The sequence below is a fragment of the Streptomyces sp. NPDC031445 genome (genome assembly GCF_055581365.1).
In genome coordinates this window covers 322090-342469 of the sequence record NZ_JBVIJO010000003.1, presented here as the reverse complement: position 1 = coordinate 342469, position 20380 = coordinate 322090, and the positions used below count along the sequence as shown (strand labels likewise).

18 protein-coding genes are annotated in these 20380 nt (G+C 73.7%); 4 read left to right on the top strand and 14 right to left on the bottom strand.

All coding sequences use genetic code 11. The features are described 5' to 3' along the window. Positions 1-22: 22 nt before the first annotated feature. Positions 23-1867, bottom strand: coding sequence for a serine/threonine-protein kinase (locus ACZ5DC_RS11815; RefSeq protein WP_468651805.1), 1845 nt, complete (start codon positions 1865-1867; stop codon positions 23-25). Positions 1868-2058: 191 nt separating this feature from the next. Between ACZ5DC_RS11815 and ACZ5DC_RS11810 the strand changes: the two genes are divergently transcribed. From ACZ5DC_RS11810 to ACZ5DC_RS11800, 3 genes are all read left to right on the top strand, one after another. Then, positions 2059-3414, top strand: a complete 1356-nt coding sequence (locus ACZ5DC_RS11810) for an aminotransferase class III-fold pyridoxal phosphate-dependent enzyme (protein ID WP_468651803.1) — start codon at positions 2059-2061, stop codon at positions 3412-3414. A 125-nt stretch (positions 3415-3539) separates the two neighbouring features. Further along, a complete protein-coding gene (locus ACZ5DC_RS11805) occupies positions 3540-4235 on the top strand; it encodes a GntR family transcriptional regulator (protein WP_468651801.1) in 696 nt (231 codons plus the stop codon). A 121-nt stretch (positions 4236-4356) separates the two neighbouring features. Next, positions 4357-5007, top strand: a complete 651-nt coding sequence (locus ACZ5DC_RS11800; RefSeq protein WP_366750147.1) for a hypothetical protein — start codon at positions 4357-4359, stop codon at positions 5005-5007. Between the two features lie 83 nt (positions 5008-5090). On the opposite strand, the gene ACZ5DC_RS11795 is transcribed toward ACZ5DC_RS11800, so the two are convergent. Beyond that, positions 5091-6374, bottom strand: coding sequence for an adenylosuccinate synthase (locus ACZ5DC_RS11795; RefSeq protein ID WP_468651799.1), 1284 nt, complete (start codon positions 6372-6374; stop codon positions 5091-5093). A gap of 197 nt (positions 6375-6571) precedes the next feature. Here ACZ5DC_RS11795 and ACZ5DC_RS11790 point away from each other — a divergent pair, with 197 nt between their 5' ends. Beyond that, positions 6572-7420 carry a diacylglycerol kinase family protein gene (locus ACZ5DC_RS11790; protein WP_468651797.1) on the top strand — a complete coding sequence of 283 codons (849 nt, stop codon included), beginning with the start codon at positions 6572-6574 and terminating at the stop codon, positions 7418-7420. Between the two features lie 55 nt (positions 7421-7475). On the opposite strand, the gene ACZ5DC_RS11785 is transcribed toward ACZ5DC_RS11790, so the two are convergent. The 12 genes from ACZ5DC_RS11785 to ACZ5DC_RS11730 form a co-directional block, all read right to left on the bottom strand. Beyond that, complete coding sequence (locus tag ACZ5DC_RS11785) at positions 7476-8696, bottom strand: cytochrome P450 (RefSeq protein WP_468651795.1); 1221 nt, start codon at positions 8694-8696, stop codon at positions 7476-7478. 127 nt (positions 8697-8823) lie between these two features. Continuing rightward, positions 8824-9489 carry a response regulator gene (locus ACZ5DC_RS11780; protein ID WP_468651793.1) on the bottom strand — a complete coding sequence of 222 codons (666 nt, stop codon included), beginning with the start codon at positions 9487-9489 and terminating at the stop codon, positions 8824-8826. Beyond that, complete coding sequence (locus ACZ5DC_RS11775) at positions 9486-10838, bottom strand: sensor histidine kinase (RefSeq protein ID WP_468651791.1); 1353 nt, start codon at positions 10836-10838, stop codon at positions 9486-9488. The genes ACZ5DC_RS11780 and ACZ5DC_RS11775 overlap by 4 nt, the downstream gene beginning before the upstream one ends. 125 nt (positions 10839-10963) lie before the next feature. Next, positions 10964-11845, bottom strand: a complete 882-nt coding sequence (locus ACZ5DC_RS11770) for an alpha/beta hydrolase family protein (protein WP_468651789.1) — start codon at positions 11843-11845, stop codon at positions 10964-10966. Between the two features lie 332 nt (positions 11846-12177). Continuing rightward, positions 12178-13389: a kynureninase gene (kynU, locus tag ACZ5DC_RS11765; RefSeq protein ID WP_468651787.1), complete on the bottom strand. Its 1212-nt coding sequence runs from the start codon at positions 13387-13389 to the stop codon at positions 12178-12180. Next, positions 13382-14230, bottom strand: coding sequence for a tryptophan 2,3-dioxygenase family protein (locus ACZ5DC_RS11760; protein ID WP_468651785.1), 849 nt, complete (start codon positions 14228-14230; stop codon positions 13382-13384). Before ACZ5DC_RS11760 ends, kynU begins: the two co-directional genes overlap by 8 nt. 115 nt (positions 14231-14345) lie before the next feature. Continuing rightward, complete coding sequence (locus ACZ5DC_RS11755; protein WP_468651783.1) at positions 14346-15626, bottom strand: MFS transporter; 1281 nt, start codon at positions 15624-15626, stop codon at positions 14346-14348. A gap of 7 nt (positions 15627-15633) precedes the next feature. Continuing rightward, on the bottom strand, positions 15634-16047 hold the full coding sequence (locus ACZ5DC_RS11750; protein ID WP_468651781.1) for a DUF3151 domain-containing protein: 414 nt from the start codon (positions 16045-16047) through the stop codon (positions 15634-15636). A gap of 286 nt (positions 16048-16333) precedes the next feature. Beyond that, positions 16334-17788, bottom strand: a complete 1455-nt coding sequence (locus tag ACZ5DC_RS11745; protein ID WP_468651779.1) for an MFS transporter — start codon at positions 17786-17788, stop codon at positions 16334-16336. A gap of 66 nt (positions 17789-17854) precedes the next feature. Further along, a complete protein-coding gene (fbaA, locus tag ACZ5DC_RS11740; protein WP_468651777.1) occupies positions 17855-18877 on the bottom strand; it encodes a class II fructose-bisphosphate aldolase in 1023 nt (340 codons plus the stop codon). Positions 18878-19021: 144 nt separating this feature from the next. Beyond that, positions 19022-19570, bottom strand: coding sequence for an orotate phosphoribosyltransferase (gene pyrE / locus ACZ5DC_RS11735; protein ID WP_468651775.1), 549 nt, complete (start codon positions 19568-19570; stop codon positions 19022-19024). A 10-nt stretch (positions 19571-19580) separates the two neighbouring features. Further along, positions 19581-20369 carry an aldose epimerase family protein gene (locus tag ACZ5DC_RS11730; protein ID WP_468651773.1) on the bottom strand — a complete coding sequence of 263 codons (789 nt, stop codon included), beginning with the start codon at positions 20367-20369 and terminating at the stop codon, positions 19581-19583. Positions 20370-20380 lie beyond the last annotated feature (11 nt).

Sequence of the window (20380 nt, the reverse complement as noted above, 5' to 3'; positions counted from 1 at the left end):
GGCGCGCCCGCTGCCGTACGAGTCACTCCTTGCTGTAGGTGAGGCTCTCCCCGCCGCCCGCCTTCGCCCGCTTCAGCCGTCCGTCCGGCAGCAGGGTGACCTCGGTGGCCTCGCCCGGGGTGCAGGAGGAGGCGGGCTCACCGCTGGTCACGGTGGACGGGCCGATCTCCAGCGGACCGCCGTCACCGGGCTGTTCGGCCAGCTCCGCCGAGAAGACGCAGTGGTACGACCCGCCGCCCTGGGCCGGCCCGTCCGCGACCAGGGTCAGCACGGTGTCGCCCACCTCGCCCTGCCGGATGGTCAGTTCACGGGTGTTCGAGCCGTCCGCGTTGTCGATGGCCGTCCGCCAGGTGCCCAGATAGGCGTCCGGGACCGCGCCGGCCGTGGAGGCGGAGGGGGACGGCTCCCGCGACCCGGACGGGGAGGGCGTGCCGGAGCCGTCCCGCGACCCGGAGGTGACGGTGGGCGCCGCGACGGCCGTACCGCCGCCCTTGTCGTCGGTCGCGCCGCCGTTCCTCATCAGCGCGTACACCGAACCGCCCGCGCCCAGCGCGACGACCAGCGCGATCACGACGAGCAGCGCGGTGGACCGCCCGCTGCGCCGCTCGGGGTCCACCGGGACGCCGACGGTGGACGGCCCGTACGGCGGGGTGGAGCCGGGCGGGGGATACCCGTAGCCGGCGGGCCGGGAATGCGGTGGATGCGGCTGTGCGTACGGAGGCTGCGGATACGGCGGTTGCGGGTACGGCTGCTGCTGCGGGTACGGCTGCTGGGCCTGAGGCGCGCCGTACGCCGGTCCGAACCCGGCGGACGCGGGCGGCGGCGGAGCCGGGGCGGGGACCGGGGCGGGCCGGCGGTCGACGCTGCCGGCGTCCCCGCCGTCGGAGACGGCCGCATGCTCGGGCCCCCGGTCCGGACCGGACGCCGGCCCCGCCCCCCGCTCCGGGTCCTCCGCGTCCAGCAACCGCACCGCGTGCCGGCCGAGCTGCGCGACCAGCGAACCCGGCAGCCAGGGGTCCCGCGAGCGCCCCTCGGCCACGGTGTCCTCCACCCCCGTCCGCTCCAGGATCGCGTCCAGCGAGGGCCGCGCACCCGGCTCCTTGCGCAGGCAGTCCCGGACGAGGTCGGCGATCCCCTCCGGCACCCTGGTGAGGTCCGGCTCCTCCTGGGCGATCCGGAACATCAGCGCGTGCGCGCCGCTGTCGGCGCCGCCGAAGGGCAGGGTCCCGGTCGCCGCGTACGCCAGCACGGAGCCGAGGCAGAACACGTCGCACGCCGGTGTGATCCGGTCCCCGCGGACCTGCTCGGGCGCCATGAACCCCGGCGACCCGACGAGCGCCCCGGTCCGGGTGAGGCCCTCCCCGCCGGCGGTCGCCGTCTCCCGGGCGCGGGCGATCCCGAAGTCGATCACGCGGGGCCCGTCGATGGTCACGAGCACGTTGGACGGCTTGAGGTCCCGGTGCACGATCCCGGCCTCGTGGATGTCCTTCAGCGCGTGCGCGAGCCCCGCCGCCAGGATCCGTACCGACCGCTCGGGCAGGGCCCCGTGGTCGTGTCCGACGACCTGCTGGAGGCTCGGCCCGGCCACGTACCCGGTCGCCACCCACGGCACGGCCGCCTCGGTGTCCGCGTCCAGCACGGGCGCGGTCCAGTAGCCGCCGACCCGGCGCGCGGCGTGCACCTCCTGCCGGAACCGCGCCCGGAACTCCTCCTGCGCGGCCAGCTCCTGCCGGACGAGCTTCACCGCCACGGTCCGCCCCCGGTCCGACCGCGCCAGGTACACCTGCCCCATGCCGCCCGCGCCGAGCCGCGCCAGCAGCCGATAGGCACCGATCTCCTGCGGATCCCCCGGCCCCAGCTTCTCCATCCGCGTCCGCCTTCCCCCCATAGGTCTGCGACGACCGAGAATAGTGCGGTGGCCGGACGGGACGTCCCCCGTCCGGCGATCCCCGGCCGGTCCCGGACGGCCCGCCGTCGACAACCTGTCGCGCTTTGCCCCCGCCCACGGAACAGGACGCCCATAGGACTTCCGCATCGCGGACATCTACGCTCGGCCGCATGACCCCTCAGCCCAGCCCCGAATCCGGCGCCGCGGTGAAGGCCGCGGACCGTGCGCACGTCTTCCACTCCTGGTCGGCCCAGGACCTCATCGACCCGCTCGCCGTCGCCGGCGCCGAGGGGTCCTACTTCTGGGACTACGACGGCACGCGGTACCTGGACTTCACCAGCGGACTCGTCTTCACCAACATCGGCTACCAGCACCCGAAGGTCGTCGCGGCCATCCAGGAGCAGGCCGCGAAACTGACGACCTTCGCGCCCGCGTTCGCCGTCGAGGCCCGCTCGGAGGCGGCCCGGCTGATCGCCGAGCGGACCCCCGGCGACCTGGACAAGATCTTCTTCACCAACGGCGGCGCGGACGCCGTCGAGCACGCGGTCCGCATGGCCCGGCTGCACACGGGCCGCCCGAAGGTGCTCTCGGCCTACCGCTCCTACCACGGCGGCACCCAGCAGGCCATCAACATCACCGGCGACCCGCGCCGCTGGGCCTCCGACGGCGCCACCGCCGGTGTCGTCCACTTCTGGGCCCCGTTCCTCTACCGCTCCCGTTTCTACGCCGAGACCGAGGAGCAGGAGTGCGCCCGGGCGCTGGAGCACCTGGAGACGACGATCGCCTTCGAGGGCCCGGCGACCATCGCGGCGATCATCCTGGAGACCATCCCGGGCACCGCCGGGATCATGGTGCCGCCGCCCGGCTACCTGGCCGGGGTGCGCGAGCTGTGCGACAAGTACGGCATCGTCTTCGTCCTGGACGAGGTCATGGCCGGTTTCGGCCGGACCGGCGAGTGGTTCGCGGCCGACCTGTTCGGTGTCACGCCGGACCTGATGACCTTCGCCAAGGGCGTGAACTCCGGTTACGTCCCGCTCGGCGGGGTGGCCATCTCCCAGGAGATCGCGGAGACCTTCGGCAAGCGCCCCTACCCCGGCGGCCTCACCTACTCCGGCCACCCGCTGGCCTGCGCCGCCGCCGTCGCCACGATCAACGTGATGGCGGAGGAGGGCGTCGTGGAGAACGCCAAGCGGCTCGGCGAGAGTGTCGTCGGCCCGGGCCTGGCCGAGCTGGCCGCGCGGCACCCGAGCGTCGGGGAGGTGCGCGGTACCGGCATGTTCTGGGCGCTGGACCTGGTGAGGAACCGGGAGACCCGCGAGCCGCTGGTGCCCTACAACGCGGCCGGCGAGGCGGGCGCCCCGATGGCCGCGTTCACGGCCGCCGCCAAGCGGAACGGCCTGTGGCCGTTCGTGAACATGAACCGCACCCACGTCGTCCCGCCGTGCAACGCGAGCGAGGCCGAGCTGAAGGAGGGGCTGGCCGCGCTCGACGCCGCGTTGAGCGTCGCCGACGAACACACGGTGTGACCGTACCGTGCCTGCCGCACGGCGGGTGCAGCGCGTAAGGTGACGTGCTCGTAAGCAACAGCGACCCGCGTAGATCGCGAGTCCGTACGAGTACGTCACCCGGACGTGTGAGGAGAGGCACGGACATGCCCGGCAACGGCACCGTGACGCGCAGCACCCTGCGCCAGCAGATCGCGGACGCGCTCCGCGACGAGGTGCTGGCGGGACGGCTGCGTCCGGGCCGGGCGTTCACCGTGAAGGAGATAGCCGACCAGTACGGCGTCTCCGCCACCCCCGTCCGCGAGGCGCTGGTCGACCTGTCCGCGCAGGGCGTCCTGGAGGCCGACCAGCACCGCGGTTTCCGGGTGCCCGAGTACTCGGTCACCGACTACCGGAACATGATCGAGGCGCGCATCCTGGTCACCGACGGCATGTTCGAGGTCCTCGCCGCCGGCCACCCCGCCTTCCGCACGCCGCCCGAGGACCCCCGCACGGCCACCGCCCTGGCCACCGTGCGCCGCCGCGGCGAGGAGGCCCAACGGGCCGCGAGCGCCGGCGAGCTGACGATCCTCATCGGTTACGACCTGCGCTTCTGGCGCGAGCTGAGCGCCCTCTTCGGCAACCCCTACCTCGGTGACTTCCTGCACCGTCTGCGCGTGCAGTCCTGGGTGTGCGTGGTGCAGCACCTGCTGCGCCTGCCCGACCTGCGCGGCCGGCTCTGGGCCGGGCACACCGAGCTGGTCGACGCGCTCGCCCGGCGCGAGGCCGAGACGGCCCGCGCGATCGTCGCCGCGTCCAACGCCGACTCGCTGGCGCTGCTGGAACACCTGACCAACGGGTAAGGGACCGGTACGGCCCGTCCGGTCCGTACGAGGGGAGCCGCCCAGGGGCCGTACCGACAACCCTTCCCTGACCACCTGCTGCCGTGCGTGACGGCGCGCCTGCCGATGTAGGAGCCCTCTTTTGGCCTGTGACCTGTGGCTGGTCCCGCTCGTGGACGTGTTGTGCCACACCCCGGACAACCCCTTCGCCGAGGAACTCGCGCAGTACGACAAGGCTCTCGCCGAGGCGGGTCTGCCGCCGGTGCCGGTGTACCAGTACATGCCGGGCCTGTCCGGTGACGTCGCCCCGGTCGCCGGTTTCGACTACGACGCCCTGCACTTCCTGCGCCGGGCCCACCTGCTCCAGGTCTGCGGCCTGCCGGTGACCCCGGTGGACGAACTGGGCGGCGACTACGAGCAGTTGCTGGAGATGTTCGAGTCGACCGCCCAGCAGTCGCACCTGGTCTGGCACTACGACCACGCGGGCGCGTACGTCCCCGTGGACTTCCCGCACCCGCTGTCGAACGACGAACTCCTCGCGGGCGGCGGCCCGTTGGGCTCGTCGCAGGCGCTGCTGCGCGAGCTCCAGCACGTCGCCCCGGCCATCGGCATCGACCCGGCGAACCCCCCGGCGCCCCCCGCCCCGCCCGCGGCCCCGACGGAGCTGGAGGAACCGGCCGTCGCGGCCCCCTATGACCCCAGCCCCTTCGCCCGCGAACGGCACGTCTGGCTGGGCCTGCACGCGGCGGCGACCCGCTCACTGGCCCAGGGCTCGATGATCGTGTTCAGCTGACGTGCCACGCCGGGGGCGGGACGGCCGGCCGGGGTCACCGTACCGGCCGGTCCGTCGCATCCCCGGGCTCCCGAACGGCGCGCTCAGAGGAACGAGTTGATCTCGATCGTCTCGTCGCGGCCCGGGCCCACGCCGATCGCGGAGATCGGCGCGCCGGACATCTCCTCCAGCGCCTTGACGTAGTTCTGGGCGTTCTTCGGCAGGTCGGCGAAGGACTTCGCCTTGCTGATGTCCTCGCTCCAGCCCGGCAGCATCTCGTAGACCGGCTTCGCGTGGTGGAAGTCGGTCTGGGAGTACGGCAGTTCCTCGACGCGCTTGCCGTCGATCTCGTAGGCCACGCAGACCGGGATCTGCTCCCAGCCGGTGAGGACGTCCAGCTTGGTGAGGAAGAAGTCGGTCAGGCCGTTGACGCGGGTGGCGTAGCGGGCGATGACCGCGTCGAACCAGCCGCAGCGGCGGTCACGGCCGGTGGTGACACCGCGCTCGCCGCCGATGCGGCGCAGGGCCTCGCCGTCCTCGTCGAACAGCTCGGTCGGGAACGGGCCCGCGCCGACGCGGGTCGTGTAGGCCTTGAGGATGCCGATGACCCGGCTGATCTTCGTGGGGCCCACGCCGGCGCCGGTGCAGGCGCCGCCGGCCGTCGGGTTCGACGAGGTCACGAAGGGGTACGTGCCGTGGTCGATGTCCAGCAGCGTGCCCTGGCCGCCCTCGAAGAGGACGACCTTGTCGTCCTCGAGGGCCTGGTTGAGGACCAGGACCGTGTCGGCGACGTACGGCTTGATCTGCTCGGCGTAGCCCAGCAGCTCCTCCACCACCTGGCCCACGGCGATCGCGCGCCGGTTGTAGAGCTTGGTGAGGATCTGGTTCTTGACGTCGAGGGCCGCCTCGACCTTCTGGGTCAGGATCGACTCGTCGTAGAGGTCCTGGACCCGGATGCCCACGCGGTTGATCTTGTCGGCGTAGGTCGGGCCGATGCCGCGTCCGGTCGTGCCGATCTTGCGCTTGCCGAGGAAGCGTTCCGTCACCTTGTCGACGGTCACGTTGTACGGCGTGATGATGTGCGCGTTACCGCTGAGCAGGAGCTTTGACGTGTCGACGCCACGCTCGTTCAGACCGCTCAGCTCGGAGAGCAGGACCGACGGGTCGACGACGACACCGTTACCGATGACCGGCGTACAGCCGGGCGACAGGATTCCGGAAGGGAGGAGGTGGAGCGCGTACTTCTGGTCGCCCACGACGACCGTGTGGCCGGCGTTGTTGCCGCCCTGGTAACGCACCACATAGTCGACGGAGCCACCGAGCAGGTCCGTCGCCTTTCCCTTGCCTTCGTCACCCCACTGAGCACCGAGCAGCACAAGTGCGGGCACGCGCGTACACCCCTTCCGGGCGGGGCATGTCCAAGGTCGGGGGCTTGGGCGTAAGGTTCACCGCCGCGTACCACTGCGACCGCCGTTGGTCGCACAACCGTCGGACCGGATGCCCCGGAATAGACGAAGCCCCTGGCGCAATAGCGCAAGGGGCTCTTGCACAAAGATGCTACCCGAGGAAGCGAGGCAGGACCGAGGTGGCGACTTTCGCGACGTCCGATCAGCTGCTGGTGATCATCGATCCATCGGCACGGCAGGCGGACGGCGAGTCCGTACGGATCGCGAAAGACGTGCTCAGCGCGGGTGCGGCGGCGAAGGTGTGCCTGCCGGACAGCCCGGAGGAATTCGCCCGCGCGCTCGGCCGCAGGGGGTCCCGGCGGCCGGTGGTGATCGGTGACGACCGCGCGCTGGTGCGGGCCGTCACCCTGCTGCACCGGCGGCGGGAACTGGCCGGATGCGCGCTGTCGGTGGTGCCGGTGGGGGACGCGGCGCTCGCCGAGGCGCTCGGGGTGCCCGGCGGCCCGGTGGCGGCGGCGCGGGCGGTCCTGGACGGCGCCCAGCGGCGACTGGACCTGCTGGTGGACGACAGCGACGGGGTCGTGCTCGGCACGCTGGGCATTCCGCCGGCGCGGCCGGTCCCCGCCGAGCCGGTCCCGCTCGGCCCGGACCGGCCCTGGTACCGCTCGCTGGCCCGCACCCTCGCCCCCCGTCCCGCCCGGCTGTCCGCCGTGCCGTCCCCGCGCGTGACCCGGCTGCGGGTCGAGGTGGACGGGGAGACGGTGGTCGACCTGGACCAGCCGGTGGAGGCGGTGTCGGTGACCCCGGGCCGGACCGGGACGGCCTCGGTGGAGGTGCGGCCCCTGTCGGTGGGCGCGGAGGCGACCCCGCTGCTGGCCTCCGGGCACACGGTGACGGTCACGGGGGCGGACTTCCGCTACCGGGCGGACGCGGCGGTCTCGGGCCCGGTACGGCGCCGGACGTGGCGCGTACTGGAGGGAGCCTGGGCCCTCACGCTGCCCCGCGCCTCCTCTTCCGGCACTGCTTGAGTCCCCGCGTGCCCGGGCCCGGTGCCGACGGCTCGCCGATCGGCCGGGCGGGTGGTCAGCGCAGCTCGACGGCCAGTCCCTCCAGGCCCCGGATCACGAAGTTCGGCTTCCGCTTCGGCTCCTGCGCCAGGGTGAGGGTGGGGGCCTGCCGGAGGAGGGCCGTCATGGACGCCGCCAGCTCCATCCGGGCCAGGGGGGCGCCGATGCAGTAGTGGATGCCCGCGCTGAAGGAGATGTGCGGGTTGTCCTTCCGGGTGAGGTCCAGGCGGGCCGGGTCGGCGAAGACCGCCGGGTCGTGGTTGGCGGAGCCGAAGAGCATGGCGATCTCCGAGCCCCTCGGGATCGTCGTGCCGTCGATCTCGACGTCGTCCAGGACCCAGCGTTCGAAGAGCTGGAGCGGGGTGTCGTAGCGCATCAGCTCCTCGATCGCGGAGGGGATCAGGGAGTGGTCCGCGCGCAGGGCCGCGAGCTGGTCAGGGTTGCGCAGCAGCGCCCACCAGCCGTTCACCGTGGCGTTCACGGTCGCCTCGTGGCCCGCGTTGAGGAGCAGCACCGCCGTGGAGATCATCTCCTGTTCCGTGAGGCGGTCGCCCTCGTCGTGGGCCGCGATCAGCCCCGAGATCAGGTCCTCGCCGGGCTCCGCGCGGCGGGCCGCGATCAGCTCCCGCAGACAGTCCGAGAACTCCACCGACGCCCGGACAGCCCGCGCCGCCGTCTCCTCGGACGGGTTCAGCTCGTACATGCCGCAGATGTCCGCCGACCAGGGGCGCAGCCGCGCCCGGTCCGCCTCCGGGATGCCCAGCATCTCGGCGATCACCGCGACCGGCAGCGGCTCCGCCACGTCCGTGAGCAGATCACCGCCGCCGTTGCCGGCCAGGGCGGCCACGAGGTCGTTCGCGAGCCCCTCGACGTACGGCCGCAGCCGCTCCACCGTGCGCGGTGTGAACGCCTTCGACACCAGGCGCCGGATGCGGGTGTGGTCCGGCGGCTCCAGGTCGAGCATGCCGTGGTCGTTGAGGGTGTGGAACGGCTCGTGCTCCGGCGGGGGCGGGGTGCGGCCGAACTCCTCGTGGCCGAACCGGTGCCGGTACGTCCGGCCCAGCCGGCGGTCGCGCAGCAGCGCCGAGACGTCCGCGTGGTGCGGGACCAGCCACTGGTCGGTCGGCTCGTACCGGATCACCCGGCCGCGAGCGCGCAGCTCCGCGTAGGCGGGGTACGGGTCGGCGACGAACGCCGGGTCCCAGGGATCGAACGCGAGGTCGGTGGGGCCTGCCATGCGGGGACGCTAGCGTGCCGGGCGCCATCTGACCAGGCGCAGTCGGCATGCAGGGATGCGGGGAGGACGTCGGGGCCCGGGCCGGACGTGCGGCCCGGTCCCGGCGTCCGGGGGCGTCGCGTCCCCGTCAGCCCGGCGTCACCAGTCGGGCCTCGTACGCGAACACCGCCGCCTGGGTGCGGTCGCGCAGGCCGAGTTTCACCAGGATCCGGCTCACATGGGTCTTGATCGTCGACTCCGCCACCACCAGCCGCCCGGCGATCTCCGCGTTCGACAGGCCCTGCGCGATCAGGACCAGTACCTCCGTCTCGCGCTCCGTCAGGTCCCCGTACGCCGCCTGGGCCCCCGGCATCAGCCGGGGGGTGTCCGCCAGCCGGGAGAACTCCGTGATCAGGCGCCGGGTGACCGAGGGGGCCAGCAGGGCCTCGCCCGCGGCGACCACCCGCACCCCGTCGGCCAGCTGGCGCGCCGAGGCGTCCTTGAGCAGGAAGCCGGAGGCCCCCGCGCGCAGTGCCTGGTACACGTACTCGTCCAGGTCGAACGTGGTCAGCACCAGCACCTTCGCCGTCTCGTCGGCCGCGACGATCTCCCGGGTCGCCTCGATGCCGTTCAGCTCCGGCATGCGGATGTCCATCAGGACGACGTCCGGGGACAGTTCACGGACCCGGTCCACCGCCTCCCGGCCGTTGACCGCCTCGCCGACGACCTCGATGCCCGGCATCGCGTTCAGCAGCACCGAGAATCCCTCGCGGACCATCATCTGGTCGTCCGCGATCAGTACCCGGATCGTCATGCCCCACCCTCGATCGCGGGGGCCGCCGCCGGCACCGGCAGGAACACCGCCACCTCGTAGCCCCCCTCGTCCGTGGCCGCCGCCGTCATCTCGCCGTTCAGCATCGACACCCGCTCCCGCATGCCCGTGATGCCGTGCCCGGCCCCGGGCGAGGGCTTCACCAGGTCCGGCGCCGGGGCCGGGCCGTTGACGATCCGCAGGCCCAGGCCGCCCAGCACGTAGCCGATCTCGACGCGGGCGCCCGCGCCGGGCGCGTGCCGCAGGGTGTTGCTCAGCGCCTCCTGCACGATGCGGTACGCCGACAGCTCCACCCCCTGCGGCAGCTCCCGCACCGCGCCGGTCACCGCCTTCTCCACCTCCAGACCGGCCTCCCGCACGTTCGCGAGCAGCCCGTCCAGGTCGGCCAGGGTGGGCTGCGGGGCGTCCGGGGCCTCGTAGTTCTCGGCACGGACCACCCCGAGGACCCGGCGCAGCTCGGTCAGCGCCGCCACCGCGTTCTCCCGGATGGTGGCGAACGCCTTCTCCAGCTCCGGCGGCGGGTTCTCCACCCGGTACGGCGCGGCCTCCGCCTGGATGGCGACCACCGACATGTGGTGGGCGACCACGTCGTGCAGCTCCCGGGCGATCGTCGTGCGCTCCTCCAGCAGGGTGCGGCGCGAACGCTCGTGCTCGGTCACCGACTGCTGGGCGGTCACCTCCTGCTCGGCCTCCCGGCGTACGTGCAGGACCGTGACGACCAGCAGGGCCAGCGCGGACAGCACGAGCATGGGGCCGGTGTCGGTGTAGTCGTTGCCGTAGCCGAAAACGGTCTCGGCCCAGAAGCCGTACACCGCGGTGAGCAGCCACATCCAGCCCGCCGTGCGCGGCCGGGTCCGGGCCGCCACGATCGTGAGCACCAGCAGGTGGGAGACGAAGCTGCCCGGGGGCCAGGGCCGGCCGTTCCAGTCGCCGCCGAGGACCGCGGCGACCGTCGTCGCCGCGAACGACAGCCAGAACGCGCCGGCCGGACGCACCAGGGTCAGCAGCACCGGGGCCAGGGCGAGCAGCCCGCACAGCAGGCCCGGCCCGCCGACGCCGGTGGTCACCGTGCCGACGAGCAGCGCCACGAGCCCGCCGGCCACCACCACCGCGTGCGGGGTCCGGGCCGCGTGGGCCCGCATCCGGTCGGGCAGGTGGCGGGTGAGGCGGCCGTCCACCGCCGTGCGGGGCAGCGGCCGGTAGGCGAAGGCGTCGTGGAACAGGTCCTGCCGCAGCCCGCGCAGGGCGTCCACGGCCAGCCGGAACTCGGGGCTGCGCGGCCGGCCGGCCGTGCCCGGCGGTGTCGTCTGCGTGTGCGTCGTCTCGGTCACGTGCCACACGGTAGGCGCCGGCCGGACTCCCGGTCGTCCCCTCGCAGGGGGGTCCTCGGGGGTCCGTCTCAAGTACTACGACGGTCCCGCGGTCCCTGCCGCGGAGTCCTCGGCCGCCCCGGCTGTCACCAGGCGAGCTGGGCGATCTCCTCCGCCACCACCGCGCAGGCGTCCGCCGCCGGGTCGATCAGCGGGAAGTGGCCCACGTCCTCCAGCAGGGTCAGTCCCACCATCTCGCCCGCCTTCGCCGCGGCCTCCGCGTAGGACTCGGCCACCGGCTCCGGTACGACCAGGTCGGCGCGGCCCTGGACGAAGGTCGTGGCGATGCCCGTGGGCAGGAGCAGCACCGGGTCGGCGTACGGACGGCGGGTGGCGAAGGTGTCGGGGCCGCCGAGGAGTTGCAGGGAGGCGTGCGCGCAGACCTCCAGCTTCTCCGCCACCTGGAGGTCCGCGATGGGGGCGAGCGCGACGACGCCCCGCAGGGCGGCCGGGCCGTCGGTGCGCCACGGCGCGTCCGCGGGGAGGACATGGCGGGCCGCCGCCCACAGCGCCAGGTGCCCGCCCGCCGAATGGCCGGTCAGGACCGTGCGGCGCGGGTCCGCCTGCGGCAGCGCCTCGCCGGCCAGGGCGGGCAGGGCGTCCAGGGCCGCCGCGACGTCGTCGAAGGTGTCGGGCCAGCGGCCGGCCGGGCCGCCGGCCGAGCCGTCGCCGCCCCGTCGGTACTCCACGTTGGCCACCGCGAAGCCCCTGCGGGCCAGGTAGTCGGCGAAGGGGCCGAGATGGCGGCGGTCGTAGCGGGCGCGCCAGGCGCCGCCGTGCAGGACGACGACCAGCGGGGCGAGGGCGCCGGGAGCGGTGGAGCCGGGGCCGGGGCGCGGAGCGTGGAAGTCGATCACCTGGTCGGGGTGGTCGCCGTACGCGGCGGTGACGTCCGGGGCGACCGGGGAGTGCGAGAAGGCCGACTCCTCTTCGGCGGCGGCGCGGGCTGCGGCGGCGTCGTCCGGCATGCTCCAACCTCTCAGCGACGATGGGTACCTCCCAGGCGTTCGGCACTGGGGGAGGGTGTGGCGGACCAGGGGGGAAGCGGGCCGTTGGCGGGGACGGTATCAGGCAGGTGACGTGCGGGGACACGGGGATGTGACGCACGGTCAGGGCGACCGGTCCTCCCGGGCCGTCGCGGGCGCGGTGCGGGGGCCGCCGAGACCCGACACGGCGACCGGACAAGCCGGTTGAGGGAGCCACCGGGGCGTGACGCGGGGCGGGGAGACCCGGGAGGACGACCGGTGCCCCGGGGTGCCGTCCCGGGCGCCCCGGGCCGCCCCGCCCCGCGTCCGCCGGCCTACGCCAGTTCCTCCCCCAGCACCCGTGCCGCCCGCTCCACGTCCCGGAAGCCCACGTACAGCGGGGTGAAGCCGAAGCGGAGGACGTCGGGGTGGCGGAAGTCGCCCACCACGCCCCGGGCGATCAGACGCTTCATCACCTCGCCCGCGTCCGGGCAGCGCAGGGCGATCTGGCTGCCGCGCTCCGCGTGCGGCCTCGGTGTCACGCACTCCACCCGGCCCGGCTCGGTGTACTCGTCCACGCACCGCAGGAAGAAGTCCGTCAGCGCCAGGGACTTGGCGCGTACGGCTTCGACGGACACCCCGTCCCAGACGTCGAGGGCGGCCTCCAGCGCCAGCAGGGACAGGATGTCCGGGGTGCCGACCCGGCCGCGCACCGCGCCCGCCGCCGGGGCGTACGACGGGCTCATGCCGAAGGGCTCGGCGTGGGAGTTCCAGCCGGGCAGCGGCGAGTCGAAGCGGTCCTGGAGTTCCCGCCGCACGTACAGGTACGCCGGTGAACCCGGGCCGCCGTTCAGGTACTTGTAGGTGCAGCCGACCGCGAGGTCCACGCCGTGCTCGTCCAGGCCCACCGGCAGCGCGCCCGCGCTGTGGCACAGGTCCCAGACCGCGACGGCTCCGCAGGCGTGGACCGCGGCTGTGAGCGCCGGGAGGTCGTGCAGCCGGCCGGTGCGGTAGTCGACGTGGTTGAGCAGCACGGCGGCCGTGCGGTCGCCCAGCGCCGCCGGCACCTGGGCCGGGGTCACCGCGCGCAGGGTGCGGCCGGTGAGCCGGGCCGCCGACTCGGCGATGTAGCCGTCGGTGGGGAAGGTCGTCGCGTCCACCAGGAGTTCGTCGCGGCCGTCGCCCGCCATGCGGACCGCGGCGACCAGTGCCTTGAAGACGTTGACGCTGGTCGAGTCGCCGACGACGATCTGGCCGGGTGCGGCGCCGACCAGCGGGGCGATCCGGTCGCCGATCCGCTCGGGCGCCGTCCACCAGCCGCTCTCCTCCCAGGAGCGGATGCGCAGTTCGCCCCACTGGCGGCGGACGACGTCCGCGATCCGGTCGGGGACGTGCGCGGGCAGGGCGCCGAGGGAGTTGCCGTCCAGGTAGACGCCCGTGGGGCCGGCCGCGTCACCGGACGCGGAGTCGAGGACGAAACGGTCCCGCAGGGGCGCCAGTTCGTCGGCCTGGTCCCGTTCCTTCGCGAGCAGGGGCAGGTCAGACATGGGACCTCGCCGTCCACAGCTCGGGGAACACGTTCTTGCGCGCGCGCTTCTCCAGCCAGGCCACACCGGCGGAGCCGCCCGTGCCGGTCTTGGCGCCCATCGCGCGCCGGGTGGCGACCAGGTGGTCGTTGCGCCAGCGCCAGACCAGTTCGGCCACGTCGCTCAACGCCTCGCCGAGGCGCGCGAGTTCGGCGTTCTGGTCGCCGGAGTAGATCTCCGTCCAGGCCGCCTCGACGGCGTCGGAGGGCTCGTGGCGCGCGGAGACGTCGCGGTGCAGCACGGAGTCGGGGATCGCGTGGCCGCGGCGCGCGAGGAGCCGTACCACCTCGTCGTACAGGCTGGGCTCGTGCAGCGCCTTCTCCAGCTCCGCGTGGACGCGCGGGGCGCCGCGGTGCGGGACGAGCATGGACGCGGACTTCTCACCGAGCAGGAACTCCAGGCGCCGGTACATCGCCGACTGGAAACCGGAGCCCTCGCCGAGCGCGCCGCGGTAGGAGTTGAACTGCGCCGGGGTCAGCTGCCCCAGCGGCTTCCAGGAGGCGTTCAGGGCCTCCAGCTCGCGCACGGAACGCTTCAGCGCGGCGAGCGCGACCGGCACGTCGTCCGCGCGCAGGGCCCGTGCGGCCGTCTCCCACTCGTGCACGATGACCGTGAACCACAGCTCCATGACCTGAGTGGTCACCAGGAAGACCATCTCTCCGGGGTCGTCGGAGAGGGTGTGCTGGAGGTGGGTGAGGACGTCCGCCTTGACGTAGTCCTCGTACGGCGTCGTCCCCGCGAAATCGAGATTCGGGGTCTCGGGCTCAGCGGCCTCGTGAAGGGGGTGAGCCTGTTGGGACATCGCTGTCTCCTGTTGTGTCACTCCGGGTAGCGGTCCGCCCCTGCCGATGCCGGCACGGGGGCCCCGGTCCCCACTACGGAATCCTCCGCAATCACTCCCGATACGGCAAGGCCGATCATGCCCGGTGCCGGGCGCCGCCGCCGAGCGGGGCGCGTGCGGTGGCGACCAGCAGGGCGGCCGGGACGAGCAGCAGGGCGGCCGCCACGAGGGCCGCGCGCAGCCCCAGGGCGGAGGCCAGCGCGCCGCCCAGGAGCCCGCCGGCCGGCATGCTGCCCCAGGCGAGGACCCGGTACGCGGCGGTCACCCGGCCGGTGAGCGCGTCCGGGATGCGGGCCTGCCGTTCGGAGACCGTGACCACGTTCCACACCACCACCATCAGCCCGTTGACGGCCAGCAGGGCCGCCCCGAGCACGGCCGGGCGGGAGACCGTGAGCAGGCCGAAGACCGCCGCCGAACCGGCGGCGGAACCGGCCAGCAGCCGCCGGTGGGACAGCCGCCGGGCCAGCGGGGCGGCGACCAGGGAGCCGAGGACGCTGCCCACGGCGCTCGCCGTCAGGAGCAGCCCGTAGCCGGCGCCGCCGAGGTGCCACTGGTGCCGCGCGAACAGGACCATGACACCCCAGGCGGCGGCGCTGCCCATGCCCAGCAGGACCGTCGCCAGGGCGAGTACCCGCACCACCCGGTCGTCGCGCAGCCAGCGCAGCCCCTCGGCGACGCTGTGCCGCAAGGACGCGGTCCCCTCCGGCGCGGGTGTACGCGGCGGGCGGAAGCGGCCCCTGACGCCCGCCAGCAGGGCCACCCCCAGCAGGTAGCTGGCCGCGTCGATGCCGGCCGGCAGCCAGCGGGCGACCGCGAACAGGGCGGCACCCGCGGCCGGCCCCGCGAACTGGACGAGCACGGTCGAGCTGCCCTGGAGCAGGCTGTTGGCCCGGACCAGCGAGCCGGCCCCGGCCACGGCGGGGATCACCGCCTGCGCGGAGGTGTCGAAGAAGATCTGCGCCGACCCCAGGGCGAACAGCACGGCCAGCAGCAGCCAGATGTTCCCCACGTCGAAGGCCACCGCCGCCGCGAGGGCCGCCACGAGCAGGGCGCGGCAGCCGTCGGCGATCAGCAGCACCTTCCTGCGGTCCCAGCGGTCGACCAGCCCGCCCACCAGCAGCCCGAGGAACAGCCAGGGCGCCTGGGTGGCGGCGGCGGCCGCGGAGACGAGCACCGGGTCCCGGGTCCAGTCCGTGGCCAGCAGGGGGAACGCGCTCAGCTCCAGCCCGTCGCCGAGCCCGGAGACCGCCGCCGCGGTCCACAGCAGCCAGAAGTCCCGGGACAGCCCCAGGGGCCCCGGCCTCCGCGCCCCGGCACAGCCGTCGCGGCGCGGGGCCAGGGCCGACTCGTTCGTCACCCGCGGGTCAGCCCAGGGTCTGGGCCGCCGTGGGCGAGGAGTCCTTCAGGAACTGGGTGCAGCGCTCGTACTCCTCCTGCTCGCCGATCGCCTGCGCGGCGCGGGCGAGGGCGTGCAGGGCGCGCAGGAAGCCGCGGTTCGGCTCGTGCTCCCACGGCACCGGTCCGTGGCCCTTCCAGCCGCTGCGGCGCAGGGAGTCCAGGCCCCGGTGGTAGCCGGTACGGGCGTAGGCGTACGACTCCACGACCGAGCCCCGCTCGAACGCCTCGTCGGCCAGCTGGGCCCAGGCGAGGGAGGAGGCGGGGTACTTGGCGGCGACGTCCGCCGGCGCGGCACCGCTCGCCAGGGCCTCGCGGGGCGCCGGGTCGTCGGGGAGGTGGGTGGGGGGCGGGCCGCCGAGCAGGTTCTCGTGAATCGTCATGACTTCAGTCTGACGCACGTCCGACGAACCCCCGAGAAGGGCCACGGGAGAAGGGCCCGAGCGCCCCGAAGGGGCGCGGGGAACGGCAGCGCCTCAAAGGGGCGCGGGGAACGGCGCGACCAGCCCCCACCGAACCCGCAGCCGAACAACCAGGGCCGCGGCCACCGAGCGCCCCAAAGGGGCGCGGGGAACTGCGCGACCGGCCCCCGCCGGGCCGCAGCCGAACGACCAGGGACGCCGGACACCACGCGCCCCCGCCGGACCACAGCCGAAGAGACCCCCGCCCTCACCCCGATCGGTCGGCCTCCAACGGCGGAGCCGTCACGCTGCCGTGGGTCCGGCACTCCGGTCGCGGGCACCCCGGTGCCGGCCGTCGGACCAGGGCGAACGCGAGCGCCGAGCCCAGCACCAGCACCCCCGCGCAGATCGGCATCGCCCGGTCGAACGCCGCGTCGAACGCCGTGGGCGACCGGTACGCCTCCGCCCCCATCCCCGCCAGCAGCGGCAGCGCCGCCACCGCCACCAGCCCCGCCGCCCGCGCCGCCGCGTTGTTGATACCGCTGGCCAGGCCCGCCCGGGCGGTGTCGACGGAGGCGAGCACCGTGGCCGTCAGGGGCGCGACCAGGGTGACCATGCCGGCGCCCATCACCAGCAGGGCCGGGAGCACGTCGGTCAGGTAGTCCGCCCCCTTCCCCACCCGCAGCATCAGCAGCATCGCCACCGCGCACAGCAGCGGGCCCACCGTCAGCGGCAGCCGCGGCCCCGTGCGGTCGGCCAGCGCGCCCGAGCGGGAGGAGAACAGCAGCATCAGGGCCGTGGTGGGCAGCAGCGCCGTACCGGCGGCGAGCGGCGAGTAGCCCGCCACCACCTGGAGCTGGAGCGCGGTGAGGAAGAAGAAGCCGCCGAAGGCCGCGTACACGCACAGGGTGACGAGGTTGACCGCCGTGAACTGCCGCGAGGCGAAGATGTCCGGCGGCAGCATCGGGTCGGGCCGGTGCCGCTCGACGTGCACGAAGGCCACCGCCGCCGCGAGGCCCGCGGCCCCGGTCAGGGCGACCGCCAGGGAGCCGCCCCGGGCCTCGATCAGCGCGTACGTCAGCAGGGCGAGGGACAGCGCCCCGAGGACCGCGCCCAGCACGTCGAAGCGGCCGTGGGCGCGCTGGTCGGCGGACTCCGGTACGTGCCGCAGCGCGATCGGCGCGCACAGCAGGGCCAAGGGCACGTTGAGGAGGAACACCCAGCGCCAGCCGGGGCCGGTCACCAGCCAGCCGCCGAGGAAGGGGCCGACGGCGGCGCCGATCCCGCCGAACCCGGACCACAGGCCGACCGCCCGGCTGCGGTCGTCGGGGTGGAAGGACGCCTGGATCAGGGCGAGCGAGCCGGGTGTGAGCAGGGCCCCGCCGATGCCCTGGAGGGCGCGGGCGGCGATGAGGATCCCGGAGGTGGGGGCCAGGCCGCACAGCAGGGAGGCCGCCGCGAACCAGACGACCCCGAGGACGAAGACCTTCCGGCGGCCGTAGCGGTCGCCCAGGGAGCCGCCCAGCAGGATCAGGCCGGCCAGCGTGACCATGTACGCGTTGACCGTCCACTGCAGGGCGGCGAGGCTCGCGTCGAGGTCCTGGCCGATGCGCGGCAGGGCGACGTTGACGACGGTGGAGTCCAGCATCGCCATGCTGGAGCCCAGGACGGTGGTGAGCAGGATCCACTTGCCCTGGGGCGAGGCGAGCCGGACGTCGGGCATGCCCCCAGGTATACAGCGGGCCCGGCGGCATGGACAGCCGCCGGGCCCGCCGGGACGCCGTAGCGCTTACTTGATCTTGTTGCCCGCCGAGCGCAGGTGCTGCGTGGCCTCGACGACGCGCGCGGCCATGCCCGCCTCGGCCAGCTTGCCCCAGGTGCGCGGGTCGTAGGCCTTCTTGTTGCCGACCTCGCCGTCGACCTTCAGGACGCCGTCGTAGTTCTGGAACATGTGGCCGGCGACCGGACGGGTGAAGGCGTACTGGGTGTCCGTGTCGAGGTTCATCTTCACGACGCCGTTCTCCAGCGCGGTCTGGATCTCCTGCTCGGTGGAGCCGGAGCCGCCGTGGAAGACGAAGTCGAACGGAGCGGCCTTGCCGAACTTGGCGGCGACGCCCTCGCTCAGCTCCTTCAGCAGCTCCGGGCGCAGGACGACGTTGCCCGGCTTGTACACGCCGTGCACGTTGCCGAAGGAGGCGGCCAGCAGGTAGCGGCCCCTCTCGCCCAGGCCCAGGGCCTCGGCGGTGCGGATCGCGTCGTCGACGGTGGTGTACAGCTCGTCGTTGATCTCGTGGGAGACCCCGTCCTCCTCGCCGCCGGTCGGGGTGATCTCCACCTCCAGGATGATCTTGGCGGCGCGGGCGCGCTCCAGCAGCTCCTGGGCGATGGAGAGGTTGTCGGCGAGGGTCTCGGCGGAGCCGTCCCACATGTGCGACTGGAACAGCGGGTTGCGGCCGGCCTTGACGCGCTCCTCGGAGATCGCGATCAGCGGACGCACGTACCCGTCGAGCTTGTCCTTCGGGCAGTGGTCGGTGTGCAGGGCGATGTTGACCGGGTACTTCTCGGCGAGGACGTGCGCGTACTCGGCGAGGGCGACGGCACCGGTCACCATGTCCTTGCTGTACTGCCCGCCGAGGAACTCGGCCCCGCCGGTCGAGATCTGGACGATGCCGTCGCTCTCCGCCTCCGCGAAGCCGCGCAGGGCCGCGTTCAGGGTCTGCGAGGACGTGACGTTGATGGCCGGGTAGGCGAACTTGCCTGCCTTCGCCCGGTCGAGCATCTCGTTGTAGACCTCGGGGGTTGCGATGGGCATCCTGTCCGCTCCTTGTGTTGCGGGTTGGCGTTCTGCGTTACGGCCCTGACCTAGACCTGGGGTGCGACGTCATCGTCGGCCCCATCTTTCCAGACCCGGGGGGCTGGCTCGGCGCCCCGGTCAAGTGCAGGCCGAACCGCCCGGTCAGTCCAGACCCAGTTCGTCCTTCGAGAAGGCGAACCGGTACGGAACGCCCGCTCCGGCCTCGATCTTCTCGGCGGCGCCGGTCGCCCGGTCCACGATGGTCGCGACGGCGACGACCTCCGCACCGGCCTCGCGGACGGCCTCGACGGCGGTCAGCGGCGAACCGCCGGTGGTGGAGGTGTCCTCCACCACCAGGACACGGCGGCCCGCGATCTCCGGGCCCTCGACGCGCCGCTGGAGCCCGTGCGCCTTGGCGGCCTTGCGGACGACGAACGCGTCGAGCCTGCGCCCGCGCGCGGCGGCGGCGTGCAGCATGGCGGCGGCGACCGGGTCGGCGCCCATGGTGAGCCCGCCGACCGCGTCGAACTCGAGGTCCTCGGTCAGGTCCAGCAGCACCTGGCCGACCAGCGGCGCGGCCTGGCCGTCCAGGGTGATGCGGCGCAGGTCGACGTAGTAGTCGGCCTCCAGACCGGAGGAGAGGGTCACCTTGCCGTGCACCACGGCCTTGTCCTTGATCTGCTGCAGCAGCGCGCCGCGAACGTCCGTCATGCCGACCAGCTTAGAGCCGCCGCCAGCTCCAGGTGGTCGCGGCTTCCAGCGGGTCCAGCGGGGTGACCAGGCGCGGAGTGGTGTTCAGCCCGTTGGGCGGCCCGGTCTGCGGCTCCACACAGACGGCCTCGGCCTGCTCGTCGTAGACCACCACCCACTCCTCCCGGCTAGCCACCTTCAGCTCCAGCTGCCCGGGCCAGGTGAGGGTGACGTCGACGCCGCCGGGCATGCCGAAGCAGTCGTCCCAGGGGCCCGGCCGGGGGTCGACGCGGTTGCCGGTGGGCAGGTGGTCGGCGCCGCGCTCCTCCTGCCAGGCGGGCTTGAAGTCCAGTCGGACGTCCTCGCCGCCGAGGTTGCGGTGGAACCACGGGTGCCAGCCGAGCTGTGCCGGGAAGGAGTCGTCGTACGTCTCCACCGACATCGTCAGCGTCAGGCCGTCCTCGGCGAGCGTGACGATCTGGGTGACGCGGCCGGGGTGCGGCCAGGGGTCGGTCAGCTCGCAGGTGATCACCGCCTCGTTCTCCGTCACGCGAGCGGTGCGCCAGGCGCCGTCGCGGGCGGTGCCGTGGATGGCGTGCGGCGGGGAGTTGAGCGGCATCTGGCGGACGGTGCCGCCGTCCAGGAAGCGGCCGTCCCGGATCCGGCCGCACCAGGGCACCATCGGGAAGCAGCCGTAGCGCTCCCCTTGCCGCAGCAGTTCCAGGGAGCCGATCCTGAGGCTGCCGATACGGCCGCCGTTGGCCGGGCTGACGCGTGCTTCCGCTTCGCCTGCGGTCAGCGTGATGTCTTCGTTACTCACGGGACGACAGT

Excerpts from the sequence above, each read along its gene's own strand:
- ACZ5DC_RS11815 (WP_468651805.1), bottom strand. The coding sequence starts at position 1,867 with ATGGAGAAGCTGGGGCCGGGGGATCCGCAGGAGATCGGTGCCTATCGG.
- ACZ5DC_RS11810 (WP_468651803.1), top strand. The coding sequence starts at position 2,059 with ATGACCCCTCAGCCCAGCCCCGAATCCGGCGCCGCGGTGAAGGCCGCG.
- ACZ5DC_RS11805 (WP_468651801.1), top strand. The coding sequence starts at position 3,540 with ATGCCCGGCAACGGCACCGTGACGCGCAGCACCCTGCGCCAGCAGATC.
- ACZ5DC_RS11785 (WP_468651795.1), bottom strand. The coding sequence starts at position 8,696 with ATGGCAGGCCCCACCGACCTCGCGTTCGATCCCTGGGACCCGGCGTTC.
- ACZ5DC_RS11780 (WP_468651793.1), bottom strand. The coding sequence starts at position 9,489 with ATGACGATCCGGGTACTGATCGCGGACGACCAGATGATGGTCCGCGAG.
- ACZ5DC_RS11770 (WP_468651789.1), bottom strand. The coding sequence starts at position 11,845 with ATGCCGGACGACGCCGCCGCAGCCCGCGCCGCCGCCGAAGAGGAGTCG.
- kynU (WP_468651787.1), bottom strand. The coding sequence starts at position 13,389 with ATGTCTGACCTGCCCCTGCTCGCGAAGGAACGGGACCAGGCCGACGAA.
- ACZ5DC_RS11760 (WP_468651785.1), bottom strand. The coding sequence starts at position 14,230 with ATGTCCCAACAGGCTCACCCCCTTCACGAGGCCGCTGAGCCCGAGACC.
- ACZ5DC_RS11750 (WP_468651781.1), bottom strand. The coding sequence starts at position 16,047 with ATGACGATTCACGAGAACCTGCTCGGCGGCCCGCCCCCCACCCACCTC.
- ACZ5DC_RS11745 (WP_468651779.1), bottom strand. The coding sequence starts at position 17,788 with ATGCCCGACGTCCGGCTCGCCTCGCCCCAGGGCAAGTGGATCCTGCTC.
- fbaA (WP_468651777.1), bottom strand. The coding sequence starts at position 18,877 with ATGCCCATCGCAACCCCCGAGGTCTACAACGAGATGCTCGACCGGGCG.
- pyrE (WP_468651775.1), bottom strand. The coding sequence starts at position 19,570 with ATGACGGACGTTCGCGGCGCGCTGCTGCAGCAGATCAAGGACAAGGCC.